At 47.1% G+C, this 19,425-nt stretch carries 17 protein-coding genes; 6 read left to right on the plus strand and 11 right to left on the minus strand.

Going from position 1 to position 19,425, the window contains the following annotated elements; all coding sequences use genetic code 11:
- Window positions 1–285 (plus strand): hypothetical protein (locus tag Q7V32_RS18035; RefSeq protein ID WP_304898372.1); only part of this gene is annotated, 285 nt, incomplete at its 5' end.
- Between the two features lie 103 nt (window positions 286–388).
- Entirely contained in the window at window positions 389–1,270 is an 882-nt protein-coding gene (locus Q7V32_RS18040) for a hypothetical protein (protein WP_304898373.1), read from the plus strand.
- Between the two features lie 168 nt (window positions 1,271–1,438).
- Here the strand turns inward: Q7V32_RS18040 and Q7V32_RS18045 are convergent, their stop codons facing one another.
- The 5 genes from Q7V32_RS18045 to Q7V32_RS18065 all read right to left on the minus strand — a co-directional run bounded on the left by Q7V32_RS18045 (window position 1,439) and on the right by Q7V32_RS18065 (window position 9,113).
- On the minus strand, window positions 1,439–4,192 hold the full coding sequence (locus tag Q7V32_RS18045) for an Hsp70 family protein (RefSeq protein ID WP_304898374.1): 2,754 nt from the start codon (window positions 4,190–4,192) through the stop codon (window positions 1,439–1,441).
- A 100-nt stretch (window positions 4,193–4,292) separates the two neighbouring features.
- Window positions 4,293–6,281, minus strand: a complete 1,989-nt coding sequence (locus tag Q7V32_RS18050) for an Hsp70 family protein (protein WP_304898375.1) — start codon at window positions 6,279–6,281, stop codon at window positions 4,293–4,295.
- Window positions 6,278–6,946, minus strand: a complete 669-nt coding sequence (locus tag Q7V32_RS18055) for a DUF2760 domain-containing protein (RefSeq protein WP_304898376.1) — start codon at window positions 6,944–6,946, stop codon at window positions 6,278–6,280. Before Q7V32_RS18055 ends, Q7V32_RS18050 begins: the two co-directional genes overlap by 4 nt.
- Before the next feature lie 366 nt (window positions 6,947–7,312).
- Window positions 7,313–7,696 (minus strand): hypothetical protein, encoded by a 384-nt coding sequence (locus tag Q7V32_RS18060; RefSeq protein ID WP_304898377.1) that lies wholly within the window; start codon window positions 7,694–7,696, stop codon window positions 7,313–7,315.
- A 187-nt stretch (window positions 7,697–7,883) separates the two neighbouring features.
- Window positions 7,884–9,113 (minus strand): pyrophosphate--fructose-6-phosphate 1-phosphotransferase, encoded by a 1,230-nt coding sequence (locus Q7V32_RS18065; RefSeq protein ID WP_304898378.1) that lies wholly within the window; start codon window positions 9,111–9,113, stop codon window positions 7,884–7,886.
- Window positions 9,114–9,534: 421 nt separating this feature from the next.
- Between Q7V32_RS18065 and Q7V32_RS18070 the strand changes: the two genes are divergently transcribed.
- Window positions 9,535–10,365 (plus strand): HDOD domain-containing protein, encoded by an 831-nt coding sequence (locus Q7V32_RS18070; protein WP_304898379.1) that lies wholly within the window; start codon window positions 9,535–9,537, stop codon window positions 10,363–10,365.
- A gap of 137 nt (window positions 10,366–10,502) precedes the next feature.
- Here Q7V32_RS18070 and murJ read toward each other — a convergent pair whose 3' ends face one another.
- On the minus strand, window positions 10,503–12,041 hold the full coding sequence (gene murJ / locus Q7V32_RS18075) for a murein biosynthesis integral membrane protein MurJ (RefSeq protein ID WP_304898380.1): 1,539 nt from the start codon (window positions 12,039–12,041) through the stop codon (window positions 10,503–10,505).
- 98 nt (window positions 12,042–12,139) lie between these two features.
- Here murJ and rpsT point away from each other — a divergent pair, with 98 nt between their 5' ends.
- The gene (gene rpsT, locus Q7V32_RS18080; RefSeq protein WP_159655573.1) at window positions 12,140–12,403 is read left to right on the plus strand and encodes a 30S ribosomal protein S20; all 264 of its coding nucleotides are present in this window, start codon (window positions 12,140–12,142) and stop codon (window positions 12,401–12,403) included.
- A gap of 97 nt (window positions 12,404–12,500) precedes the next feature.
- Here the strand turns inward: rpsT and proB are convergent, their stop codons facing one another.
- From proB to rplU, 4 genes are all read right to left on the minus strand, one after another.
- Window positions 12,501–13,622: a glutamate 5-kinase gene (gene proB, locus Q7V32_RS18085; protein WP_304898381.1), complete on the minus strand. Its 1,122-nt coding sequence runs from the start codon at window positions 13,620–13,622 to the stop codon at window positions 12,501–12,503.
- Window positions 13,615–14,643 (minus strand): Obg family GTPase CgtA, encoded by a 1,029-nt coding sequence (cgtA, locus tag Q7V32_RS18090; protein ID WP_304898382.1) that lies wholly within the window; start codon window positions 14,641–14,643, stop codon window positions 13,615–13,617. The genes proB and cgtA overlap by 8 nt, the downstream gene beginning before the upstream one ends.
- A gap of 109 nt (window positions 14,644–14,752) precedes the next feature.
- Window positions 14,753–15,010 (minus strand): 50S ribosomal protein L27, encoded by a 258-nt coding sequence (gene rpmA, locus Q7V32_RS18095; protein ID WP_304898383.1) that lies wholly within the window; start codon window positions 15,008–15,010, stop codon window positions 14,753–14,755.
- Between the two features lie 18 nt (window positions 15,011–15,028).
- On the minus strand, window positions 15,029–15,340 hold the full coding sequence (rplU, locus tag Q7V32_RS18100; protein WP_159655629.1) for a 50S ribosomal protein L21: 312 nt from the start codon (window positions 15,338–15,340) through the stop codon (window positions 15,029–15,031).
- 250 nt (window positions 15,341–15,590) lie between these two features.
- Here rplU and ispB point away from each other — a divergent pair, with 250 nt between their 5' ends.
- The gene (gene ispB, locus Q7V32_RS18105) at window positions 15,591–16,601 is read left to right on the plus strand and encodes an octaprenyl diphosphate synthase (RefSeq protein ID WP_304898384.1); all 1,011 of its coding nucleotides are present in this window, start codon (window positions 15,591–15,593) and stop codon (window positions 16,599–16,601) included.
- 12 nt (window positions 16,602–16,613) lie between these two features.
- Here ispB and Q7V32_RS18110 read toward each other — a convergent pair whose 3' ends face one another.
- The gene (locus Q7V32_RS18110; RefSeq protein ID WP_304898385.1) at window positions 16,614–18,161 is read right to left on the minus strand and encodes a sigma 54-interacting transcriptional regulator; all 1,548 of its coding nucleotides are present in this window, start codon (window positions 18,159–18,161) and stop codon (window positions 16,614–16,616) included.
- 514 nt (window positions 18,162–18,675) lie between these two features.
- On the opposite strand from Q7V32_RS18110, the gene Q7V32_RS18115 reads away from it, so the two are divergent.
- Window positions 18,676–19,251 (plus strand): carbonic anhydrase, encoded by a 576-nt coding sequence (locus Q7V32_RS18115; protein WP_304898386.1) that lies wholly within the window; start codon window positions 18,676–18,678, stop codon window positions 19,249–19,251.
- Window positions 19,252–19,425: the final 174 nt, after the last annotated feature.

Genomic DNA, 19,425 nt, shown 5'->3' on the forward strand with positions numbered 1-19,425 from the left:
ACCCTGCTGGCCTATCACTTGGTGCACACCCTGCGCCATCAACTCAAGCGTCAGGGCATCCATTTGAGCTGGGACCGCATTCGCACCCTGATGGCCACTCAACAACGGGTCACGCTCATTTTGCCCACCGACGAACAGACCATCATCTATCTGCGCACCACGACACGCGCCGAAGTTCAGCAGCAACAAATTTACGCCGCATTAGGTATCAAACCCGATCCGCTAGGCAAACGTAAAACCATCGTGAACTGCAAAAAATCCGTAGTGCCAACCGACAGCGGATAAAATTTTTAACTGATTGAAATAGCAGGAAATTGCGTTTTTAGGTGACGAAGTTAGGTTAAGCAGCCCCTTACGACCACGTATTCACAAATAAGGTGTACATTGAATGAATGATGAAGAGTTATATCTTGAGGCAACCTGCGAAGTTGAGGGAGAGAACAAGAGCGCGGCGCTTTGGGCGAAGGTTATGGCCTTATCTGAAGGTGATTCGGATAAAGCAAAGTATAAGTACATAAAATTACGGGTTGAACAACTTAAAACTTCAAAAAAAGAAAGAAACCCTGTTTTTACCAAGAAGACTGTTAACGAGTTCGACTTGAAGTATATGCCTTTATCGGAATTTTCTAGAATCAAGTCTATTCCCCCATATAAGGTCCTAGATATGATTAGAGATGGGTTTTATATAGGCTATATTAAGGATAATCAATGGTACGTGAGTAGAAATGAAGTTGGGAAAGCAGATATAGTCAAGAACATATCACCCAGACAAAAGACATCACATTCCAAGGAGGAATATATTCCAATCGAGGAGTTTGCCGAATTCAAAGGGATAACAACCGAAAAAGCGATTGCTATGATTCGAGATGGATTTTATCAAGGTCGAATTATGAATGACCGGTGGTTTGTGCATTATTCAGAGGTCGAACAAACCACTCAGTCCATACAGCCAAGTACAGGTGGATTCTTCTCGAAACTAGCTAATGGAGATTTTGGTCTTGCTAAAACTTATTGGCTTTATGGTGTTTTGGTCAGTTTTATTATCACCAACATTCTTGTAAAAGTTATTACGTCAATTTCTGCGCTAGTAACATTTATGATCATTTTTACTGCATACCAAATACCTGTAAACATGGGTATTTGGCGAGCATCGGATAAGTATCAAGGCCCTAATGTATGGGCTATGTTGGCAAAGATTGGAGTCGTTCTTAGTTGCATTGTGGTAGCTATCGGATTTTTTGCCATAGCCGGGCTACTAAAACATGCCTAACGTACTTCACCAACCGACCCAGCCAGCGTAAGGCGGCGGAACCCGTAAGGTGTATTCGCCGATAGGCAATACACCATGACAGCTTGATTTGGGGATTGCCCTCCCTCATGGCGGTTTGCTTCACTTCGTTACTCGAAACCACCCTACCTCTCGCTTTCAGGGCAATGACTACTGAATCAGTTTCAAACCGGGCGGCAAGGCTTCGCCGAAGATTTGCTTTTCTTCTTTTTCATCCAGTTGCTTGTGCGTTTCGACCATCTCTATCCAAGACGCAGGCGCTTTGGCCTGTTTTAATTGTTCGATAATGTCTATCCTGAGCTTTTCGTCGATATCCCGGGTGCGATCGCCGCTCATACGCGCAATTAACGTTGCCGCAAATCCGGCCTGAGGTATTTTCTTCCAATCGGCTTGCATGACTTGCTGCAGCCATTCAGAGGCCAGTTTAGGAGCAATGATTGCATGACTGCTGCCGTAAAAAGGCATGCGGGCACCGATACGGCCTAACGCCCACCAGCTTTGCTCCGACTCTCCGGGTTTACTCAAACGATTTAACAACCACTCGCCCAGCTGGATTTTCTTGGGCACCGGCAACTTTTCCAGCACGGCAGCCAGCCTGACCATATCGTCGTAACTCCGTGTTTTCATTTGCCTGGCAACTACCGGCTGGCGAGCAGAAGCTGGATTTAAAAATTTGCCGATATCGTCACTGATCCTTTCCTGTGCGGCAACATTCAAACCACCGGCAACCCGCCGCCACAAAGTCCACCATTCGCTCCAATTCTGCGTTTCATTAACAAATTGAATACCTTGATCATAGATTTTCCATAACCGATCAACACGCCAGTCATCCAGCGGATACCCCAGACCCGGGCGAAGACAATAACCGGTCAGGCTCAACCAGACCCGCTCGTGGTTTTCCGATCGTTTTCGGTATTTCATGCCGTCAAGCAACGCAGCATACAAGCCTCTCAGCAAGGGGGTTTCCCATTCGCTGCGCGCCGAACCCAGCAGTTTTTCAAGATCAGCGCGTAGGCTTTTGACCGCTTTTGGATTGACGTCTTTGGACCGTGAACCGAAAACAGTCTGGACCAGTTCAATCGCTTTATTGAACTGTGGCGGTAAAATGGCTTGATCTGCCGTGCTCAGGTTATTTTTCCGCCTGATTTGGAATTCGACATCCCAACGTTGATTGGAATCTTTGACCGATACGCACTGAATTTTCAGCGTGCCGATTTCTGTCAGTGTGACAGCTAACTTTACAATCTCCTGCTCTGAAGAAGATGGCCCGCTGGCTGCCAAAGCCACCGCCAAAGGGGGTAAATTTTGAAACCGGTCATCGGTGATTGTGGCAATTTCACCCGGTTTGAATTCTGCATCTCCGGTTGTCGAAACCAGATGGAATCGCACGGGCTGTCCCAAACGCAAGCCAAACTGCCGGTCTTGCAATACAATTTCATGCCCTTCCTCGCAGCCGCGCGGAAGAATGCAAACGCCTTGCTGACAATCGCCATCGGTATCCACCGCCAAAAAATAACTGCGTGCGGCCCCGCCGCCGATGCGTACCTGTTTGTTGCGCCGGGCTAAGGCATAGCTGACCGCCCCTATTGCTACGGCTAATTCCGGATGACGGTTATCCAGCAATTTAGGCGCCTTGCCTCGCCAGGCCGTCATCAAGTCCTGCACACGGCGCGTAATGGGCTCGCTTCTGAAGACTCCGCCATTAAGCAGCAAAGCATCGGGCACTATTCCCTCGCCTTGCATGGCATCCAACGCGGCCTGACTGTGTAACTTCAAAAACGCGGCGATATGTTTACTGATTGCCGGTTCCGCTGCATAAGGCAATCCGAACTCAACCACGCCGCTGCGTTTACGATCGGGCAACTCGTTTAATTGCGACAACGGAAAAAAGCCGTCCAACGCAATCGATCTGACTTCATCGCGGGTCAGCACTACCGACCGGGCACTGCCTATCAAGCGTGAGCCGCCACCCAGCAAGGTAACGGAAAGCTGTTCAGGAGCATCTTGAGCCAATAATTTTTCTTTCACAATGCGGCATTGTTCGATCAACTGAGACAAATCAGCCGCAGACAAGCGTCTGGTCTCTGAAATAAGACGTTGCTCAGCCAGATGCGCAAGGGCCAAATCGATATTATCCCCACCCAGCATCAAATGATCGCCGACACCGATACGCGTCAATTTGGGCTCAGGCACTCCCGGTTCAACTTTAATCAAGGTTAAATCGGTGGTTCCGCCGCCCACATCGCAAACCAGTAATAAGTGCACATCGGCCAATTGCTGATTGATACTGCCAGCATGACGTTGCAACCAGTCGTAACACACTGCTTGCGGCTCTTCCAGCAATTTTACGCGGTTAAGACCGGCGATTTTGGCCGCTTCCACGGTTAATGACCTGGCGCCTTCATCAAATGACGCCGGAACCGTAATCACAATGTCCTGTTCTTCAAGCGGAGCGTTTGGAAATTGATGTCGCCAGACCATTCGAATATGATCCAGATATCCGGCACTGGCGGCTAAGGGTGATACCTTGGCCACGTCTTCACTGCTGCCCCAAGGCAGAATATCGGCCGTATGATCCACAGATGGGTGGGACAACCAGCTTTTAGCGCTGGTAACGAAGCGACCTTGCGTTTTAGCGCCCAAAACTCGAGCCGCTTCTCCCATCACTGATTTGTCTTGAGTCGGTAAAAACGCGAGATCTGCATCGGAAAGCTCGCCTTCGGCTGGATGATACCGAACTGAAGGCAGCAAAGGACGGGCAGCGACTTCACCGGGTGCCACCAACTGCTCGATGAGGAATATTTTTATCTCAGCGCCTAGCTGATCGGCAGGAGTATAAGCAACCACGGTATGCGTGGTACCAAGGTCTATGCCAACAAGATAACGGGGATTGGGTGTTTGCACGATGAACTATATAATCAGGGCAAGGAAGTGATAAAACGGTGCAGACGACCGGATTAGCGAAATTTTGGTATGCATCCTTGCACTGGGTAAGCTTTTTTAATTAACTTTCTTCGCCGGCCCTGACCTCAAACTCGACTTTCCAGCGTTTGCCGTCCTGTCTCGAAACGGCATGAAGCTCCAAAGTGCCTACTTCGGTCACCGCTGAAGTCAGATGCACAGGCACCACTTCTCCGGCTTTTCGGCCTTCTTCGGGCAAGGTGATTTCTATCTCGTCCAACTCATCCAGTTCGTCGCCGGTCCAATACTCCAGTCGGTCGCCCGCTTTATCCTCTCGACGGTTATTCGAACTGAAAAACCGGAAACGTACCGGCTCGCCGATGACCAGCCCGAACTCATCATCCGGTAAAACCGCTTCAGTTCCTTCTTCCATCCCGAACGGGGCAATGCATAAGGCTTCGATTTCGGGCGGCATACCCGGTACGGCAGGCATCGCGCTTTCGATGCCGACATAGTAGGATGCTGCGGTACCGCCTTTGATTCTTACGCCTTTGCCTTTTCGGACAAAGCCATAATAGGCGGCGCCTCGCGCTACAGCCAAATCCAGATCGGCGCCTTCCAACAAGCGCGCTTCCGGTGCTTGTTCTGCAGTAAGCCAGCTGTTTAATACCTCCATCAGCCGGCCGGCCAACGCTTCGGCCTTTAAGACCCCCCCGTTGAATAAAACGGCCGAAGGATGGATAAAGGTGGCATGTTCAGGCAGCTTCACATCGCTAAGTTCATCCGTTGAGCTGAGTTGTTTCGCTAAAAAGGCAGCCAAGTGGCGGGTGATGGCGGCATCTTGTGCGTACGGTAATCCGGCGGTTCTGAGACCACTGCGGGGGCGAACGATAGGCCTGTCTGCAGAGGCAACGCGAGGTAAAAAGCCTTCGACTAAAACGCGCTCAACTTCTTCCCGGGTTAATTCGGTACGCAACGCACCGCCTATCAATGAAGAACCGCGATTGGGCACGACCAAAGGGATGGTATCCAATTCAGTCTGGCTGAAGATTTTTTCCTTGGCCTCACGGCATCCATGCATCAGCGCTTGAATTTGCCACGCTTCCAGACGCCGTCCATCCTGCTCCAGCTTGGCTTTTACGGTGTAAGCCAAAGCCAAATCCATATTATCTCCACCCAAAAGGATGTGATCGCCCACCGCAACCCGGGTTAGTTCGAGATTACCGTCTTGTTGCGTTACGGCAATCAAAGACAAGTCGGTCGTGCCGCCTCCGATATCAATCACTAGAATGATATCGCCGATCTGGACTTGCTTGCGCCACTCGCCCTGGCTTTTTTCAATCCAGCTATACAAAGCTGATTGCGGTTCTTCCAGTAAAATGGCTTTCTCAAGCCCGACTGAGCGGGCCGCTTCCACTGTCAATTCGCGCGCGGCCGGATCGAATGATGCCGGCACGGTAATCGTGACATCCTGTTCCGATAACGGTTCACCGGGATGTTTATTGGCCCAGGCATCGCGAATATGCTGAAGATAGGCAACAGTCGCCTGAAAAGGCGAGACCCGTTCAACTTCTTCCGGCGCTTCGGCGGGAAGAATGGCGGCTTTACAATCGACACCGGCATGACATAGCCAGCTTTTGGCGCTGGATACCAGGCGAATAGGCGTTTTGCTGCCTAAATTCCGGGCAATTTCACCGACTAAAAAAGGAGGTTTTGCTGTCCACGGCAATGAAGTTGCCCCTTCAGCCAATTCTAAAGCGTGGGCCTGATATAAAAACGAAGGCAGTTGTAACAAATCCTCAACCGTTCCTGGTGAGCTTAGTTGCGGTATAGCCATCACATCCTGATGATAACTGTCTTCATCAGATGTACTTAAATCGACATACGAAAGTACGCAATGTGTGGTGCCTAAATCAATACCCACTGAATAGTGGGGGCCAGACGTATTGCCAGTCTGGGACTGATCACTGTTTCCGGTTTCGGTATCAGGCGTGTTATCCGTCGCATTGCCTGAACTCTCAGGCTCTGAAGTATTCTGTCCGTGCCCTTCCCCGCCATTATTCGAGCCGGAATGACCAAACAAATTACTCATAATTCAACCTCAGCCGGTGCCAGTATTTTAACGTTATGACCCGACGTCAATTTTGGCAGATTCATATCGGTAACCTGCCAGCCTTTATGAACCAGGACGCCGGTAAAAGGCGCTTCGCCAACAATATTGCCGATCAAACGTATTGACGATGCATCGAAGCCTTTCGGTAACGTAACGGTTGCTCCTTCCTGGCCTTCATGAATGACGGCCAGCTTAAAATGCTCTTCCATCACTTTGGTACACCCTTCATGGACCACACGGGCTGCAACCCCAATATCGGCATCGCTGTAAGCGGTTATGTTTTCCATAACAAAATCAATAAAACGCGCTTCTTTTTGCAACAGATTTAACAACTGCAGAGCCGCATCGGGCGTGGCTTCTTTGAGAACAATCGGTTCAGGGGCCGGAGCTTGAACAATTTTTTCAACTTCAACAATTTTCTCAACGATTTTAACTTCAGGTTCCGGTGCTTTAGGCGGTACCAGTAAAGCAGACTGTTTTAGCGTTTCCACTATCAACTTCTTTTTACCTCGGGCAACACTGACAAGTCCTGCCAATAGGACAACAATCAATATCAACCCCAACAAAACAACGGTACCGGCCAAACATACATGCCACAAATCAAAAGTTGTAGGCTTAAGGGTCAGGTCAATGGAGTAATTCATAATTTCTCTTGGGTAAGTAAATTAAAAGTAACGTCATCCCACCGTTTTGCTGGAGCACGACGGATAATGTCTTCAGTAATCCTCTAAACGATCTAAATTTTCACCTGTATCCGCCTAGCATACGCTTTGTTCAAAAAGGGCACAGCGAGTAATGTATTATCCAGCCTCGTTCCGCTGAAATCCATAACAGGCAGTGCCAACGAATTTATTATCACATTGCGGCAAAATCCGCAGCTCTTTCCAAAGATATAAGAGCAAAAAGCAATAATTCAACACCTCCGCCACAAACTACCTCTTCCGAATTCCAGGCAATTTGACTGAAAGCGCCTAAGATTCCGGCAATCATTATTTATCAGCGCTGTTTGATTAAGGATTCTGTCCGGACTGTCTAATGGCATCCGCGAACATCATTTGCTTGAGAACATTGCGTGTTGTCTCTATGCGCATTTGCTTCAAATGCCGGTCGGCAATCACTTCGGGCACTTTTTGTTCGGTATAGACCTGACGCATCAAGGCCAATGAAGGCTCACATTTTTTTATGATGACTTCCGTGGCGCCACGAACCTCCTGCTTGACATAAGCGGGACTTTTCAGCTCATCAACAACACATTTGTTGTATTGGTATTTTGCTTCTTGGATCTTTTTGATCGTTTCTTCAGTTAAAGTCGTGTTATGCCAGTCATTTTTGGGATCATCCGCATATGCTGCCAATGACGTCAGGGTCAGAATCAAGAAACCTAGTTTTTTCATAAAATTACTCATTGTTTTAAATTATTGCTCATCAACAATACCCGGCCATGAAGCAGCCGATCCAGTTGCCATTCAAACATTCTCAGCACTAATTTACCAAGTGATAGCGTCTACGCCAGTTGCTGAACACTACAAACTTTGAGATTGACTAAAAAATCCATCCCTGGATCTATAAAAGCCTAAACGATTAATGAGTCGTGTCGACTTTAGTTCCCTTGGTTTGTCCGATCTCAGCCAGTATTTGCGTAAACCAGGAAGCCTCAATATCGAACGGTTTGCCGCCTTTGATACGAGGGAATTCAATGGCGCGCAGCACATTGCCCTTATCTTCATCATGTCCGATAACACCCGATTCTCGGCGTAATGCGCACTCTACCGCCAAATCCGCACACGATTTGATCAAACGAATATCTTCGACATTCGATGCGGCGGCGCGGGCAAAATAACCTGATTTTTGCACCAGTGTTTTTTCAGCACCGAGCATTTGGGCGAATTGTTCACCAAACCATTTGCCCGGATTGACCGCATCCAATTTTACGTGACCAAACGCATCGCGCGGGACTTCCTGACCTTTCGCCTGCATTTCGGCAACAATGGATTCAACGCCTGCACCTTCAGACACAAAAATGTTAACGCAATCCGTTTTGTCCATAACCGCGCTCAAGCGCTTGGCTTCGGCGGCAATATCGATAGCCATTTCCGGGATGAATATAGCGTGCACTTCAAAAGCATTACGATCCAGGCCCAATTCAGGTAACCATTCGGCCCGATCCAGTAATTTGCGGTATTCCACTGCGGTTGCCGCCGTTAACCAGCCGCAACTACGCCCCATCACTTCATGCACAATCAACATGCGCGGATTCGCATTGTTTTCGGCCACTACATTCCAGAAATAGTGCGCGCCTTGTTCCGCTGCGGTCCATGCGCCTAGGGATTGTTTAATGGGAAAAACATCGTTATCGATAGTTTTTGGCAATCCGATGACGGTCAAACCGTAATTGTTGCTGGCAAGAAATGCCGCCAAATCTGCAGCAGCCGTATTGGTATCGTCGCCACCGATAGTGTGAAGCACATCCACACCGTCTTTGACCAGTTGGTCGGCAGCCACTTTTTGGGGATTTTCACCTTCTTTCACCAATCCGCGTTTGACACAATCTTTAACATTGGTCAGTTTGACGCGACTGTTACCGATCAGAGACCCGCCAAAACGATGCAATAAACCCGCTTTTTCACGAATTTCAGGTGTCACGGTATAAAAATCGCCCAACAGTAACCCTTTGTATCCGCTACGGTAACAAATGATTTCAATAGAGGGATCAATTTCAGTGTAACGCTCTATGAGGCTGCCAATGGCTGAGTTTAAGCAAGGGGCTAATCCACCCGCAGTAAGAATGGCGACTTTTTTTGGTTTGTTCATGAGAAATCTGTGCTGTGAGGTTAAAGGTTAAAACGAATCCTGCCCGGCAAAACAGCAGCACGAATCAGTTTCGTCCCGTTCCAAAAGCCCCGAATCGTTTCAGGACTTTCGCTCATTATCGCGCCGAACCGCAATTTTCCGGCTATCGCGAAGGGCTGAGATTTTATCATAACCTTAATTCAGCATAATTTTATTTGTAACTTGCTGATAAAAGGTCATTTATTATTAACGCTCAACGTCTTTATCTCTGCAAGGAGGCGTACATTTAGCTTTTGAAAAACCGGCTTTTGCGCAGCAATTTGCTGGCTGACGCCCAAACTTACATACACCGGCTAAAAAATATTTTTTGTCGCGACTTTATTTTTTTCGGCTTCTACTAAACTGAACACAACTTAATTCCGCATTAAAAAGAGACCCCAAAATGCTAATGCCTATGAACCAGTTGTTTGATCAAATTCATAAAATCCCCCAAGTTCCTGATGTTGTCAGAACGCTCATCGTGCAATTTAATGACCCGAAAGTTGATTTCAACGCGATCGCCAAGAATATCGAGAAAGAGCAAATGATATCGCTGAAGGTGCTAAGACTGGTTAACTCGGCTCATTTTGGCTTGTCAAAGAAAGTCGGCACTATTCAGGATGCTATCGTGATGCTAGGCATGAACCAGCTCCGCACACTGGTTATCGCCTCCGGCCTGGTTAACTCGATTCCCAAAATTGAGAATTTCAACCTTACCCATTTTTGGGAAAATAGCTTCCGTACCGCAACCTATGCCAAAGGACTGGCCAAGGAACTCAAAATCGATGCTGATCTGGCGTTTACGGCCGGATTAATCAGCGATTTGGGTAACATTCTGATTCACATGGGAGCCCCCAAGGAAGCCAATGAAATCGATCAGCATGTCAAAGCTGGAAATACCCGTTCGTCCATAGAGACGCGCAGACTGGGCTTTACCAGCGAGGATGTTTGCGCTGAGTTATGCCGCCGCTGGCATTTTTCACCTGAGTTGATTGATGCGGTCGCTCACTGTGGGGAACCGCTAAAAACCGCAAACAGCTCCCATCAGGCTTGCGTTGTTCATATTGCCCGTTATTTAAGTTATTGCCAACAAAGCAGCTTAAGCATGGAAGAGGTACTCAAAACCTTTCCCTCCGAAGTTGCAGCAAAAATCGGCTTATCGGAAACGTTCATGACAGAAAAGCTCCCTGAACTTCTGATGCTCGAATCCGGCATGGAAAGTTTGGCCGCCTGATCCAGCAATTCCCAGTTTGAACTTTGTATGCCGCCTTGGGGTAGCGTAAGCTTTTTTATTCTCAAACTGGGAATTAAGGCCGCTTTTTAATAATTAAGGAGCGGCATTCCGGCCTCTGAAGCCAAGAATCAAATTCATCAATTGGAGGGCTTTAACACCTGCTTCAACCTAAATCCCAGCAAATATAAAGCCAGCAAATAAAATACTGCTGCCATAACAATACTGCCCAATAATCCCAAGCTTCTCTCCGCAACTCCCCATTCCAGCCATACAAGCGGATTCATAACCGCGATCAATACAAGAACCATCAGACTATTGGCCGCAATCAGGCGAATAAAAAATGATCCCCATTGTTTTTCCGGTTTATAAAATCCCCCCCTGATCAAGGCGGCGAGCAGCAGGCCGGCATTAAGATAGGCTGCAATTGACGTGGCATAGGCCAGTCCACCATGCGCAAAAGGAAAAACCAGAATCAAGTTGAGAATAAAGTTTGCCGCCAACGCATACAATCCATAGCGCATAGGCGTCATCACATCCTTGCGCGAAGTGAAGGCCGGCACCAACAGTTTGATTAACATGAACCCCAGCAAGCCTGACGAATAACCCCGCAGACTGGAACAAGCCTGACGCACATCATCGGCGTTAAATTCATCATACTGGAATAAGGTGTAAAGAATGGGCTCTGCCAGCATCATCAAACCTATCATGCTGGGCAGCCCCACTATCAATAAGCCGCGCAAGCCCCAATCCAGGGTTTTGGAAAAAGCCTGATACTCACTGGCTGCATGGTTTCTTGCCAACTTAGGCAAAATGACGGTAGCCAATGCAACGCCCAGTATACCCAGCGGGAATTCCACGAGCCTATCCGAGTAGTAAAGCCAGGAAACACTGCCGGTCACCAAAAAAGAAGCCACAAAGGTATCCAGCAACAGATTAATTTGGGTAACCGATACGCCAAATAGGGCTGGCCCCATCATTTTTATAACCCGATTGACCTCCGGGTCTTTCAGGTCAAACTGCAGGCGTGGCAGCAATCTCAATCGGGCCAATTCTGGAAACTGAATCAGCAACTGCAGCGCGCCCCCCAAAAATACACCCCAGGCTAAAGCCACTATAGGTTCGTTCAGTAGCGGAGCCAAAAACATGGCTGCAGCTATCATCGCCACATTCAAAATAGCCGGCGTCAATGCCGGAATGCCAAATTTGCCAAAGGTATTGAGAATCCCCCCGGCAAAAGCCACCGATGAAATGAAAAACAGATAAGGCATCGTGATCTGCAGCATTTGCACCGACAATTCATATTGTCGCGGCTCCCACAGAAATCCCGGTGCGAATAATAAGACCAGAAGAGGCGCGGCGAGCATGCCTGCAAGAGTGCCTGCCATCATTAACACCGCTAATGTTCCGGCAGCCTTGTTCAGAAAAAGCTTGAGACTTGCTTGATTTTCATCTTGATCATACCCGGTAATCGTCGGCACAAAGGCATGAGCAAAGGCGCCTTCGACAAATAACCGGCGCAAAAAATTGGGTATCTTGAATGCGACAAAAAAGGCATCGGTTGCCGAATCAACACCGAAATAACGGGCAATCAGCATATCTCTTATGAACCCCAAAACCCGGGAAAAAAAAGTCATGCCACTGACGGTGAAAGTGGATTTAAGAATTTCCTTACTCAACAAAGCTCCCAAAATATTTTGAAATTTGACAAAACCGATATTCTACCAGATACTATTCAGTCTTTTTACTAACCAACTTTTTAAAGAATCGATACACTATGGCTAATACAGCTCAAGCGAAGAAGCGTGCAAAACAAGCAGAAAAAAACCGCACCCGCAATGCAGGTCAAAGAAGCAACCTACGTACTTTCATTAAGAAAGTCTTGGCCGCGGTGAATGCCGGCAATAAAGATCAAGCACAAGAAGCTTTCAAAACGGCAGTTCCTGTCATTGACTCAGCTGTCAACAAAGGTTTGATTCACAAGAACAAAGCCTCACGCAGCAAAAGCAGACTCAATGCAAAAATTCGCAGCCTGGTCTAATCGACTTTAATACAAAAGCCGAAAATAGTTAACAGATCGGCTTTTGTATTTGCTTATTGAACGGCCGCTGGCTTCAATTTTTTGAAGCAAAAAACAGCTAGACAAGCACCATATTGTCTCTGTGAATCAACTCGGATTCATCTGCATATCCAAGAATGGCTTCAAATTCCGCACTGGATTTACCGACTATCTTTTGCACATCGGCAGCACCGTAATTAACCAGTCCTCGCGCAACTTCCAGTCCCGCTTCATTGACGCAAGAAATCAATTCGCCTCGCTGAAATTTACCGGAAACGGACCTGACGCCCACCGCCAGCAAGCTTTTGCCTTCATCTTTTAAAACCCGGGCAGCGCCCTGATCAAGAACCAACTGACCCTTTACTTGCAATTGCCCCGCCAACCAGCGCTTTCTCGCCAACAGAGGCTCGACACCCGCTGTCAGATAGGTACCGATCAGCTCTCCGGCAACAACACGCGATATAACGTCGCTCTCGCCACCTGACGCAATAACAGTAGCCGCCCCCGACCGAGACGCCAGTTTTGCTGCACGAACCTTGGTGAGCATACCACCTCTACCCAAGCCACTCCGGCTACCGCCTGCCATGTTTTCAAGCCCGGGATCACCGGCACTGATTTCGAAAATCAACTCAGCAGCAGGATTTAAACTTGGATCACTGGTAAACAGCCCCTGCTGATCCGTCAATATTATTAGTAAATCAGCCTCAACCAGATTAGCGACGAGCGCGCCTAAGGTATCGTTATCGCCAAATCGAATTTCTTCCGTCGCCACCGCATCATTTTCATTGATAACAGGAACCACACCAAACTGTAGCAAGGTTAACAAGGTACTTCGCGCATTCAGATAACGCTGTCTATCCGACAAATCATCATGCGTCAAAAGCACCTGCGCCGCATTCAAGCCGTGCTGCTGAAAATTATTTTCAAATACTCGCACCAAACCCATTTGCCCGACAGACGCAGCCGCCTGCAATTCATGCAATGTCTTAGGCCGGACTTTCAAGCCAAGACGACACATACCTTCGGCCACCGCGCCAGATGACACCAAAATCACCTCAACCCCTGAAGCTCTCAATAAGGCCATTTGCCTGACCCATTCTGCAATAGCATCACGATTCAAGCCCCGCCCGCCCGCAGTCAACAGCGCACTTCCAATCTTAACGACTACTCTTTTTGCCTTAGCAAAATCGCTTCTACTCACGAACAACCTGCCGTTTTTGTTCTAAAAATTCCATAATGGCGTACATCAACTCCCAGGTACCGCCACCGGTTAATGCCGATAATTTAAAAACAGGACCCTGCCACTCAAGCTCATCGACAATTGCCTGACAATGACTCTCGACCTCATCCGGCACCAGGCAATCGATTTTATTCAGTACCAGCCAGCGCGGCTTATTGGCTAAATCATCGCTCCATGACTTAACCTCATTAATAATGACTCGTGCAGACTCTACCGGGGAATCCATTGACTCGTAAGGCGCCACATCAACCAAGTGAAGCAATAATCCGGTCCGGGACAAATGCTTTAAAAACTGCAACCCCAAACCAGCACCCTCTGAAGCGCCCTCAATCACACCCGGGATATCCGCCATAACAAAACTGCGCAGATCATCAACCCTCACCACGCCCAAATTGGGATGCAATGTCGTAAACGGATAGTCAGCGACTTTAGGCCTAGCAGACGATACCGCTCGAATTAAACTGGATTTACCGGCGTTAGGCAGACCCAGCAAGCCCACATCGGCAATCAGAGTCAACTCTAGATCCAGCATCCGATGCTCGCCAGGCGTTCCCTTGGTCGTCTGCTGAGGCGTTCGGTTTATACTGCTTTTAAAACGGGCATTTCCCAAGCCATGAAAACCACCCTGAGCAACTAATAGTGTCTCACCCGGCGCTAGCAACTCACCCATTATTTCGCCTGTTTCAGCTTCCCGAACCAAGGTACCAACGGGTACGGCAACATAGCAATCTTCTCCCTTTCTTCCGGTACAATTGCAGCCCATTCCATTTTGACCGCGCTGCGCCCTATGCACTGTTTGATATCGAAAATCGACCAGCGTATTGATATTTTCGGTAGCAATCAGATAAACACTGCCGCCATCACCGCCATCACCGCCGTCCGGACCCCCTTTAGGTATGTATTTTTCTCGACGAAACCCTACAACACCATTACCTCCATCACCCGCTTCGACGCGAATGACAGCCTCGTCAACAAATCTCATAAACTACACATCTAAAAATTCCAAACTGTCATAAACAAAAAAGCCTCACCCGTTGGGCGAGGCTTTTCATCTTTTCCGATACCCCGCAAAAAGCAGGTAATCGTATTAATTAGGCAGCAACTACGCTCACAAACTTACGTTTGTTAGGGCCTTTAACCGCAAATACAACTTTGCCTTCGGCTGTTGCAAATAACGTGTGATCTTTACCGCAACCCACATTATCTCCAGGATGAAATTTGGTACCACGCTGACGCACAATAATGTTGCCTGCCGCCACTTGCTGACCACCAAATATTTTTACACCCAGTCTTTTTGCCTGTGAGTCGCGTCCGTTCCGGGTACTGCCCCCCGCTTTCTTATGAGCCATTAGTCTATCCTCTATCTTTTAAGCCGAAATACCAGTGATCTGGACTTCAGTGTAATACTGACGATGCCCCATTTGTTTCATATGGTGCTTACGTCTTCTGAATTTGATTATCTTGACTTTTTTGTGCCGGCCTTGCGATAAAACGGTTGCCGTAACTTTGCCGCCCTCAAGATAAGGCTGACCCACTTTTACAGCGTCGTCAGATTGAACCATCAATACTTTGTCAAACTCAATGCTATCACCCGCACCCAGTTCGAGCTTTTCTATTTTTAAGGTAGTACCTTCCTCAACCCGGTACTGTTTTCCACCTGTTTGAATTACCGCATACATCGGCGTCAGCTCCATCAAGCATAATCTGTTAAAAGTTAACCGCAGATTATATTTTTAAAAACAAAACCAGTCAATGTATTAAACTTACTTGCTGGCACACTTATGCTGCATAAAATAACACAACTCAGCTATTGACACCAGACTACTTTATTCAATAGCATGTCTGACTATTTTTGACTCGTTTAAACAGCCGGTTCTTTTTTATGGCTTAAACGCTGAAAAATTATTCATTTATGAACTTAATTGACTAATGGCATCACAATCAATCCCAAGCTCGACCCCTGAAGCACCGATAGATTTTAATTCAATAAAAAGTCTGACGGTGGATGAAGCTAAAGCAGTTGATAGCCTAATCATTAATGAGCTAAGCTCCGATGTCATACTGATCAATCAGATGGGCCATTACATCGTGGGAAACGGCGGCAAACGCTTACGCCCGATGCTCTTATTATTAGCCGCTAAAGCACTGGGTGATGTCTCAGAGAATCATTTGATACTGGCAGCTGTCATCGAATTTATACATACCGCCACACTTCTGCATGACGATGTCGTCGATGAATCCGATCTACGTCGCGGCCAGGAATCAGCAAACGCTGTCTGGGGAAATGCCGCGAGCGTCCTTGTGGGAGACTATCTTTATTCAAGCGCGTTTGAAATGATGGTTCGCACCAACAGTATTCGCGTCATGGAAATCCTGTCCAAAACGACAACAGCGATTGCCGAAGGCGAAGTACTACAACTGCTTAACTGTAACAATCCTGAAACTACAGAAGAAAAATATCTGGAAGTCATTGCCCGTAAAACCGCTATATTATTTAGCGCAGCAACACGCCTGAGCGCAGTGCTGTCGGGATCCGATCAAACTACCGAAGACAATCTTGCCCTTTACGGACAGCACTTGGGCATCGCTTTCCAGTTGATTGATGACGCGCTTGATTACAAAGCAACCAAAGAAGAGTTAGGTAAAAACCTGGGAGATGATCTCGCCGAAGGAAAACCTACTTTACCTTTAATTTACGCCATTCAACACGGCAATCCGCAAGATGCTCAAGTCATTATCAATGCGGTTAAAAACGGTGACCGGAATGCCTTTAATGAAGTCTACGCAGTGGTCCTGGCTACAAAAGCCATTGCTTATACCGAACAGCGCGCAGAACAGGAAGCTCAAAAAGCCATAGATGCCTTGCATGTCCTTCCGGAATCGACATTTAAAGATGCACTTATTTCACTTGCAAAGTTCTCTGTACAAAGAAATTATTAAAGCCTCCGCAGCCTAATTCCGGAATTGGCGCGGATCCAGACGATGTTTTTTTAACTTGCCGTAAACAGCTCTTGAGGTGAGACCCATGCTTTCTGCAATTTTCTTGACATCGCCCTGACACCCCTGCAAAGAACCCAATAAGAACGTCCGTTCCGCTGAAAATAAAACCGAGTCCCTAATACCCCCCCAATCCTGAGCCAATGGCTCGGAATCAGGCAACTCCAGCACAGTAATTTCAGCATCCGTTGTAAACAAAACGGCCCTTTCAAGAACATTCTCCAACTCCCTGACATTACCAGGCCAGCGGTAGCTTCTTATTTGCTGCATAACCTCCCGGCTAACCGACTCAATTTGTTTATTATATTTTTTATTTAAACGCTGAAGTATGGATTGAACCAAATAAGGGAAGTCTTCCGGCCTCTGAAATAAAGGTGGAATCAGTAAATTGACGACATTGATTCGATAGTACAAATCTTTACGGAACACCCCTTCCTCAACCAGCTTATTTAAATCGCGATTAGTTGCGGAAATGATGCGAACATCAATTTCCAACGTCCGCTTACCACCGACCCGCTCCAATTCACCTTCCTGTATCACTCTGAGCAACCTTACTTGAGCTGCGGGGGACAACGTATCAACCTCATCTAAAAACAAAGTACCGCCATCGGCACGTTCAAAAAAACCCTGATGAATGTCAATCGCGCCTGTAAACGCGCCCTTTTCATGCCCGAACAATGCACTTTCAATCAATGTTTCAGGAATTGCGCCACAATTTATCGCCATAAAGGCATGATCATTCCGGTCACTCATAGCGTGAATGGCCTTCGCCACCAACTCCTTACCCACCCCTGTTTCACCATTTATCAATACAGCGGCCAATGTCGGCGCAATTTTTTCAATGGCTCTGAGCACATCCTGCATAACTGGAGACTTGGCAACAATAACAGGAGGCTGCTTTTTCGCCTGTTTTGTATGCTTTAAGCGCCAAATTTTTTGCATGCTTTCTTCAATTTGGTAATGCAGATCATCGGCTGCGCCTTTTTCCGCAGTATTTTTCTGCCGACTGTATTCCAGTCCCGGCCGATGAAGCCCTTTTTCAGGATTTAAATAAACCGAGACTTCACACCCCTCATCCTTGCGCGCAATACTCTTGGAAATCTCGACTTTTGCATAACCAAAGTTTCTAGCCGCGATGCCGCCAAAAACACTTGATGTCATCCTGCATAATTCAGGCGAACTGGATACCCCTTCGCCAAACGGACAACAATTATTGACAACACGGACACAATCCTTTTCTTTTGATAACAAAGAAAAGTCACCGCCAATTTTATTTTTTAAACCGACAATCAACCGCGCATACTGCTCTTCATCCAAAAGCTCAGTCAGCCCATGCTCATTTCTGTAGGTCTCTTCAAAAAACTGCCCCGCTGTCCTCGCAATATATTCGATGAGTTCTTCGCTGTGCCCTTTGCCTTGCTGCTCACTGGCATGCATAAATTCGAGCACAAATCTCTGCAGAAAAAAAACCGGCGTCAAATCGGAAAAAGAAAAATCGTTCATAAGCTATTTTTGAAGAAAAATTTCACTGATTGAAACAAAGTTTCATATAACTAGCAACATAAAAAACCAAGCCTTTGTTTTTTATAACTATTTTGCAAAAGAATCATGGCATATTAAATGCGTCTAAAGGTCATCCAGTATAAGTTCTAGATGACAAGGCATTATCGGCTTAATTCTTATTCATTAAGCTATTGAATTACTCGCGGACATAATTAGAACTCCGCAATCCACTTGTTTAATTGCTGATGTTATTATGCCGTGCGCTGGATAAACGAAATGAAATAGCCTATTTTCGGCTTGTTTTAAGAAGGTGGCGGTAAATTCACAACGGGTGAGGGGGCCATTTAGATAAAGCCCTGCGCAACAGGTGTTTGTGAACAACGAAAACAGAGTAGTGACAAGCAATTGAATGCTTAACTCATTCAATTTAACCAGCTGATTGATAATAAAATATTGAGGGCAATATCCAACTTGCTGATAAATATACTAAAAATAATAAAATGAGGAGATTTAAATGACTAGCGTACTCAATGAAGTTTTACTGGCTAACAGAAACTATGCAAATGACTTTGACAAAGGCGATCTTCCATTGCCCCCCGGACGCCGCTTTGCAATTCTTACCTGTATGGATGCGAGACTTGATCCCGCCAAATACGCAGGTCTCACCGAAGGTGACGCCCACGTTATTCGAAACGCAGGCGGACGCGCCAGTGATGACGCAATCCGTTCACTGGTTATTTCGTATAAATTGCTGGGAACGCGCGAATGGTTTGTTATCCATCACACCGATTGCGGCATGGAACTTTTCACCAATGACATCATGGGCGACCTTTTATCCAGCAGCTTAAAAACCGCCTCCATAGATGAAAATGGCTGGCATGACTGCGGTGAGGGCCCTGGTTGCACCGATGGTAAATACATTAACTGGTTAACCATTAAAGATCAGGCGCAAAGCGTTACCGAAGACGTCATGAGAATAAAAAACAGCCCGCTGGTCCCCAAAGACATACCCATTTACGGATATGTCTATGACGTTAAAAGCGGCAAATTAATCGAAGTACCTGAAGCTACGGCGGCAGGTCAAGTTTAACCTTGAGACTAAAATGCTCAGCCATAACCACTGGAACAAAAATATTGCAAAATGTGCCAGGCACACACGGCAAATGTTTTTTATTCTGCGAATGGCGCGCGTACACTTTAAAACAAAATAACCGCGCAACCCTTATCGCAAGGCCATTTAGCGATCAAAACGCCTGAGCATTTG

Source organism: Methylicorpusculum sp. (assembly GCF_030651835.1).
GTDB lineage: Bacteria > Pseudomonadota > Gammaproteobacteria > Methylococcales > Methylomonadaceae > Methylicorpusculum.

Bases quoted from the DNA above. Each gene is read 5' to 3' on its own strand.
- Q7V32_RS18060 (WP_304898377.1), bottom strand. From the start codon at position 7,696: ATGAAAAAACTAGGTTTCTTGATTCTGACCCTGACGTCATTGGCAGCA.
- Q7V32_RS18055 (WP_304898376.1), bottom strand. From the start codon at position 6,946: ATGAATTACTCCATTGACCTGACCCTTAAGCCTACAACTTTTGATTTG.
- Q7V32_RS18050 (WP_304898375.1), bottom strand. From the start codon at position 6,281: ATGAGTAATTTGTTTGGTCATTCCGGCTCGAATAATGGCGGGGAAGGG.
- cgtA (WP_304898382.1), bottom strand. From the start codon at position 14,643: ATGAGATTTGTTGACGAGGCTGTCATTCGCGTCGAAGCGGGTGATGGA.
- Q7V32_RS18115 (WP_304898386.1), top strand. From the start codon at position 18,676: ATGACTAGCGTACTCAATGAAGTTTTACTGGCTAACAGAAACTATGCA.
- rpsT (WP_159655573.1), top strand. From the start codon at position 12,140: ATGGCTAATACAGCTCAAGCGAAGAAGCGTGCAAAACAAGCAGAAAAA.
- rpmA (WP_304898383.1), bottom strand. From the start codon at position 15,010: ATGGCTCATAAGAAAGCGGGGGGCAGTACCCGGAACGGACGCGACTCA.
- ispB (WP_304898384.1), top strand. From the start codon at position 15,591: ATGGCATCACAATCAATCCCAAGCTCGACCCCTGAAGCACCGATAGAT.
- Q7V32_RS18110 (WP_304898385.1), bottom strand. From the start codon at position 18,161: ATGAACGATTTTTCTTTTTCCGATTTGACGCCGGTTTTTTTTCTGCAG.
- Q7V32_RS18070 (WP_304898379.1), top strand. From the start codon at position 9,535: ATGCTAATGCCTATGAACCAGTTGTTTGATCAAATTCATAAAATCCCC.
- rplU (WP_159655629.1), bottom strand. From the start codon at position 15,340: ATGTATGCGGTAATTCAAACAGGTGGAAAACAGTACCGGGTTGAGGAA.
- Q7V32_RS18065 (WP_304898378.1), bottom strand. From the start codon at position 9,113: ATGAACAAACCAAAAAAAGTCGCCATTCTTACTGCGGGTGGATTAGCC.
- Q7V32_RS18040 (WP_304898373.1), top strand. From the start codon at position 389: ATGAATGATGAAGAGTTATATCTTGAGGCAACCTGCGAAGTTGAGGGA.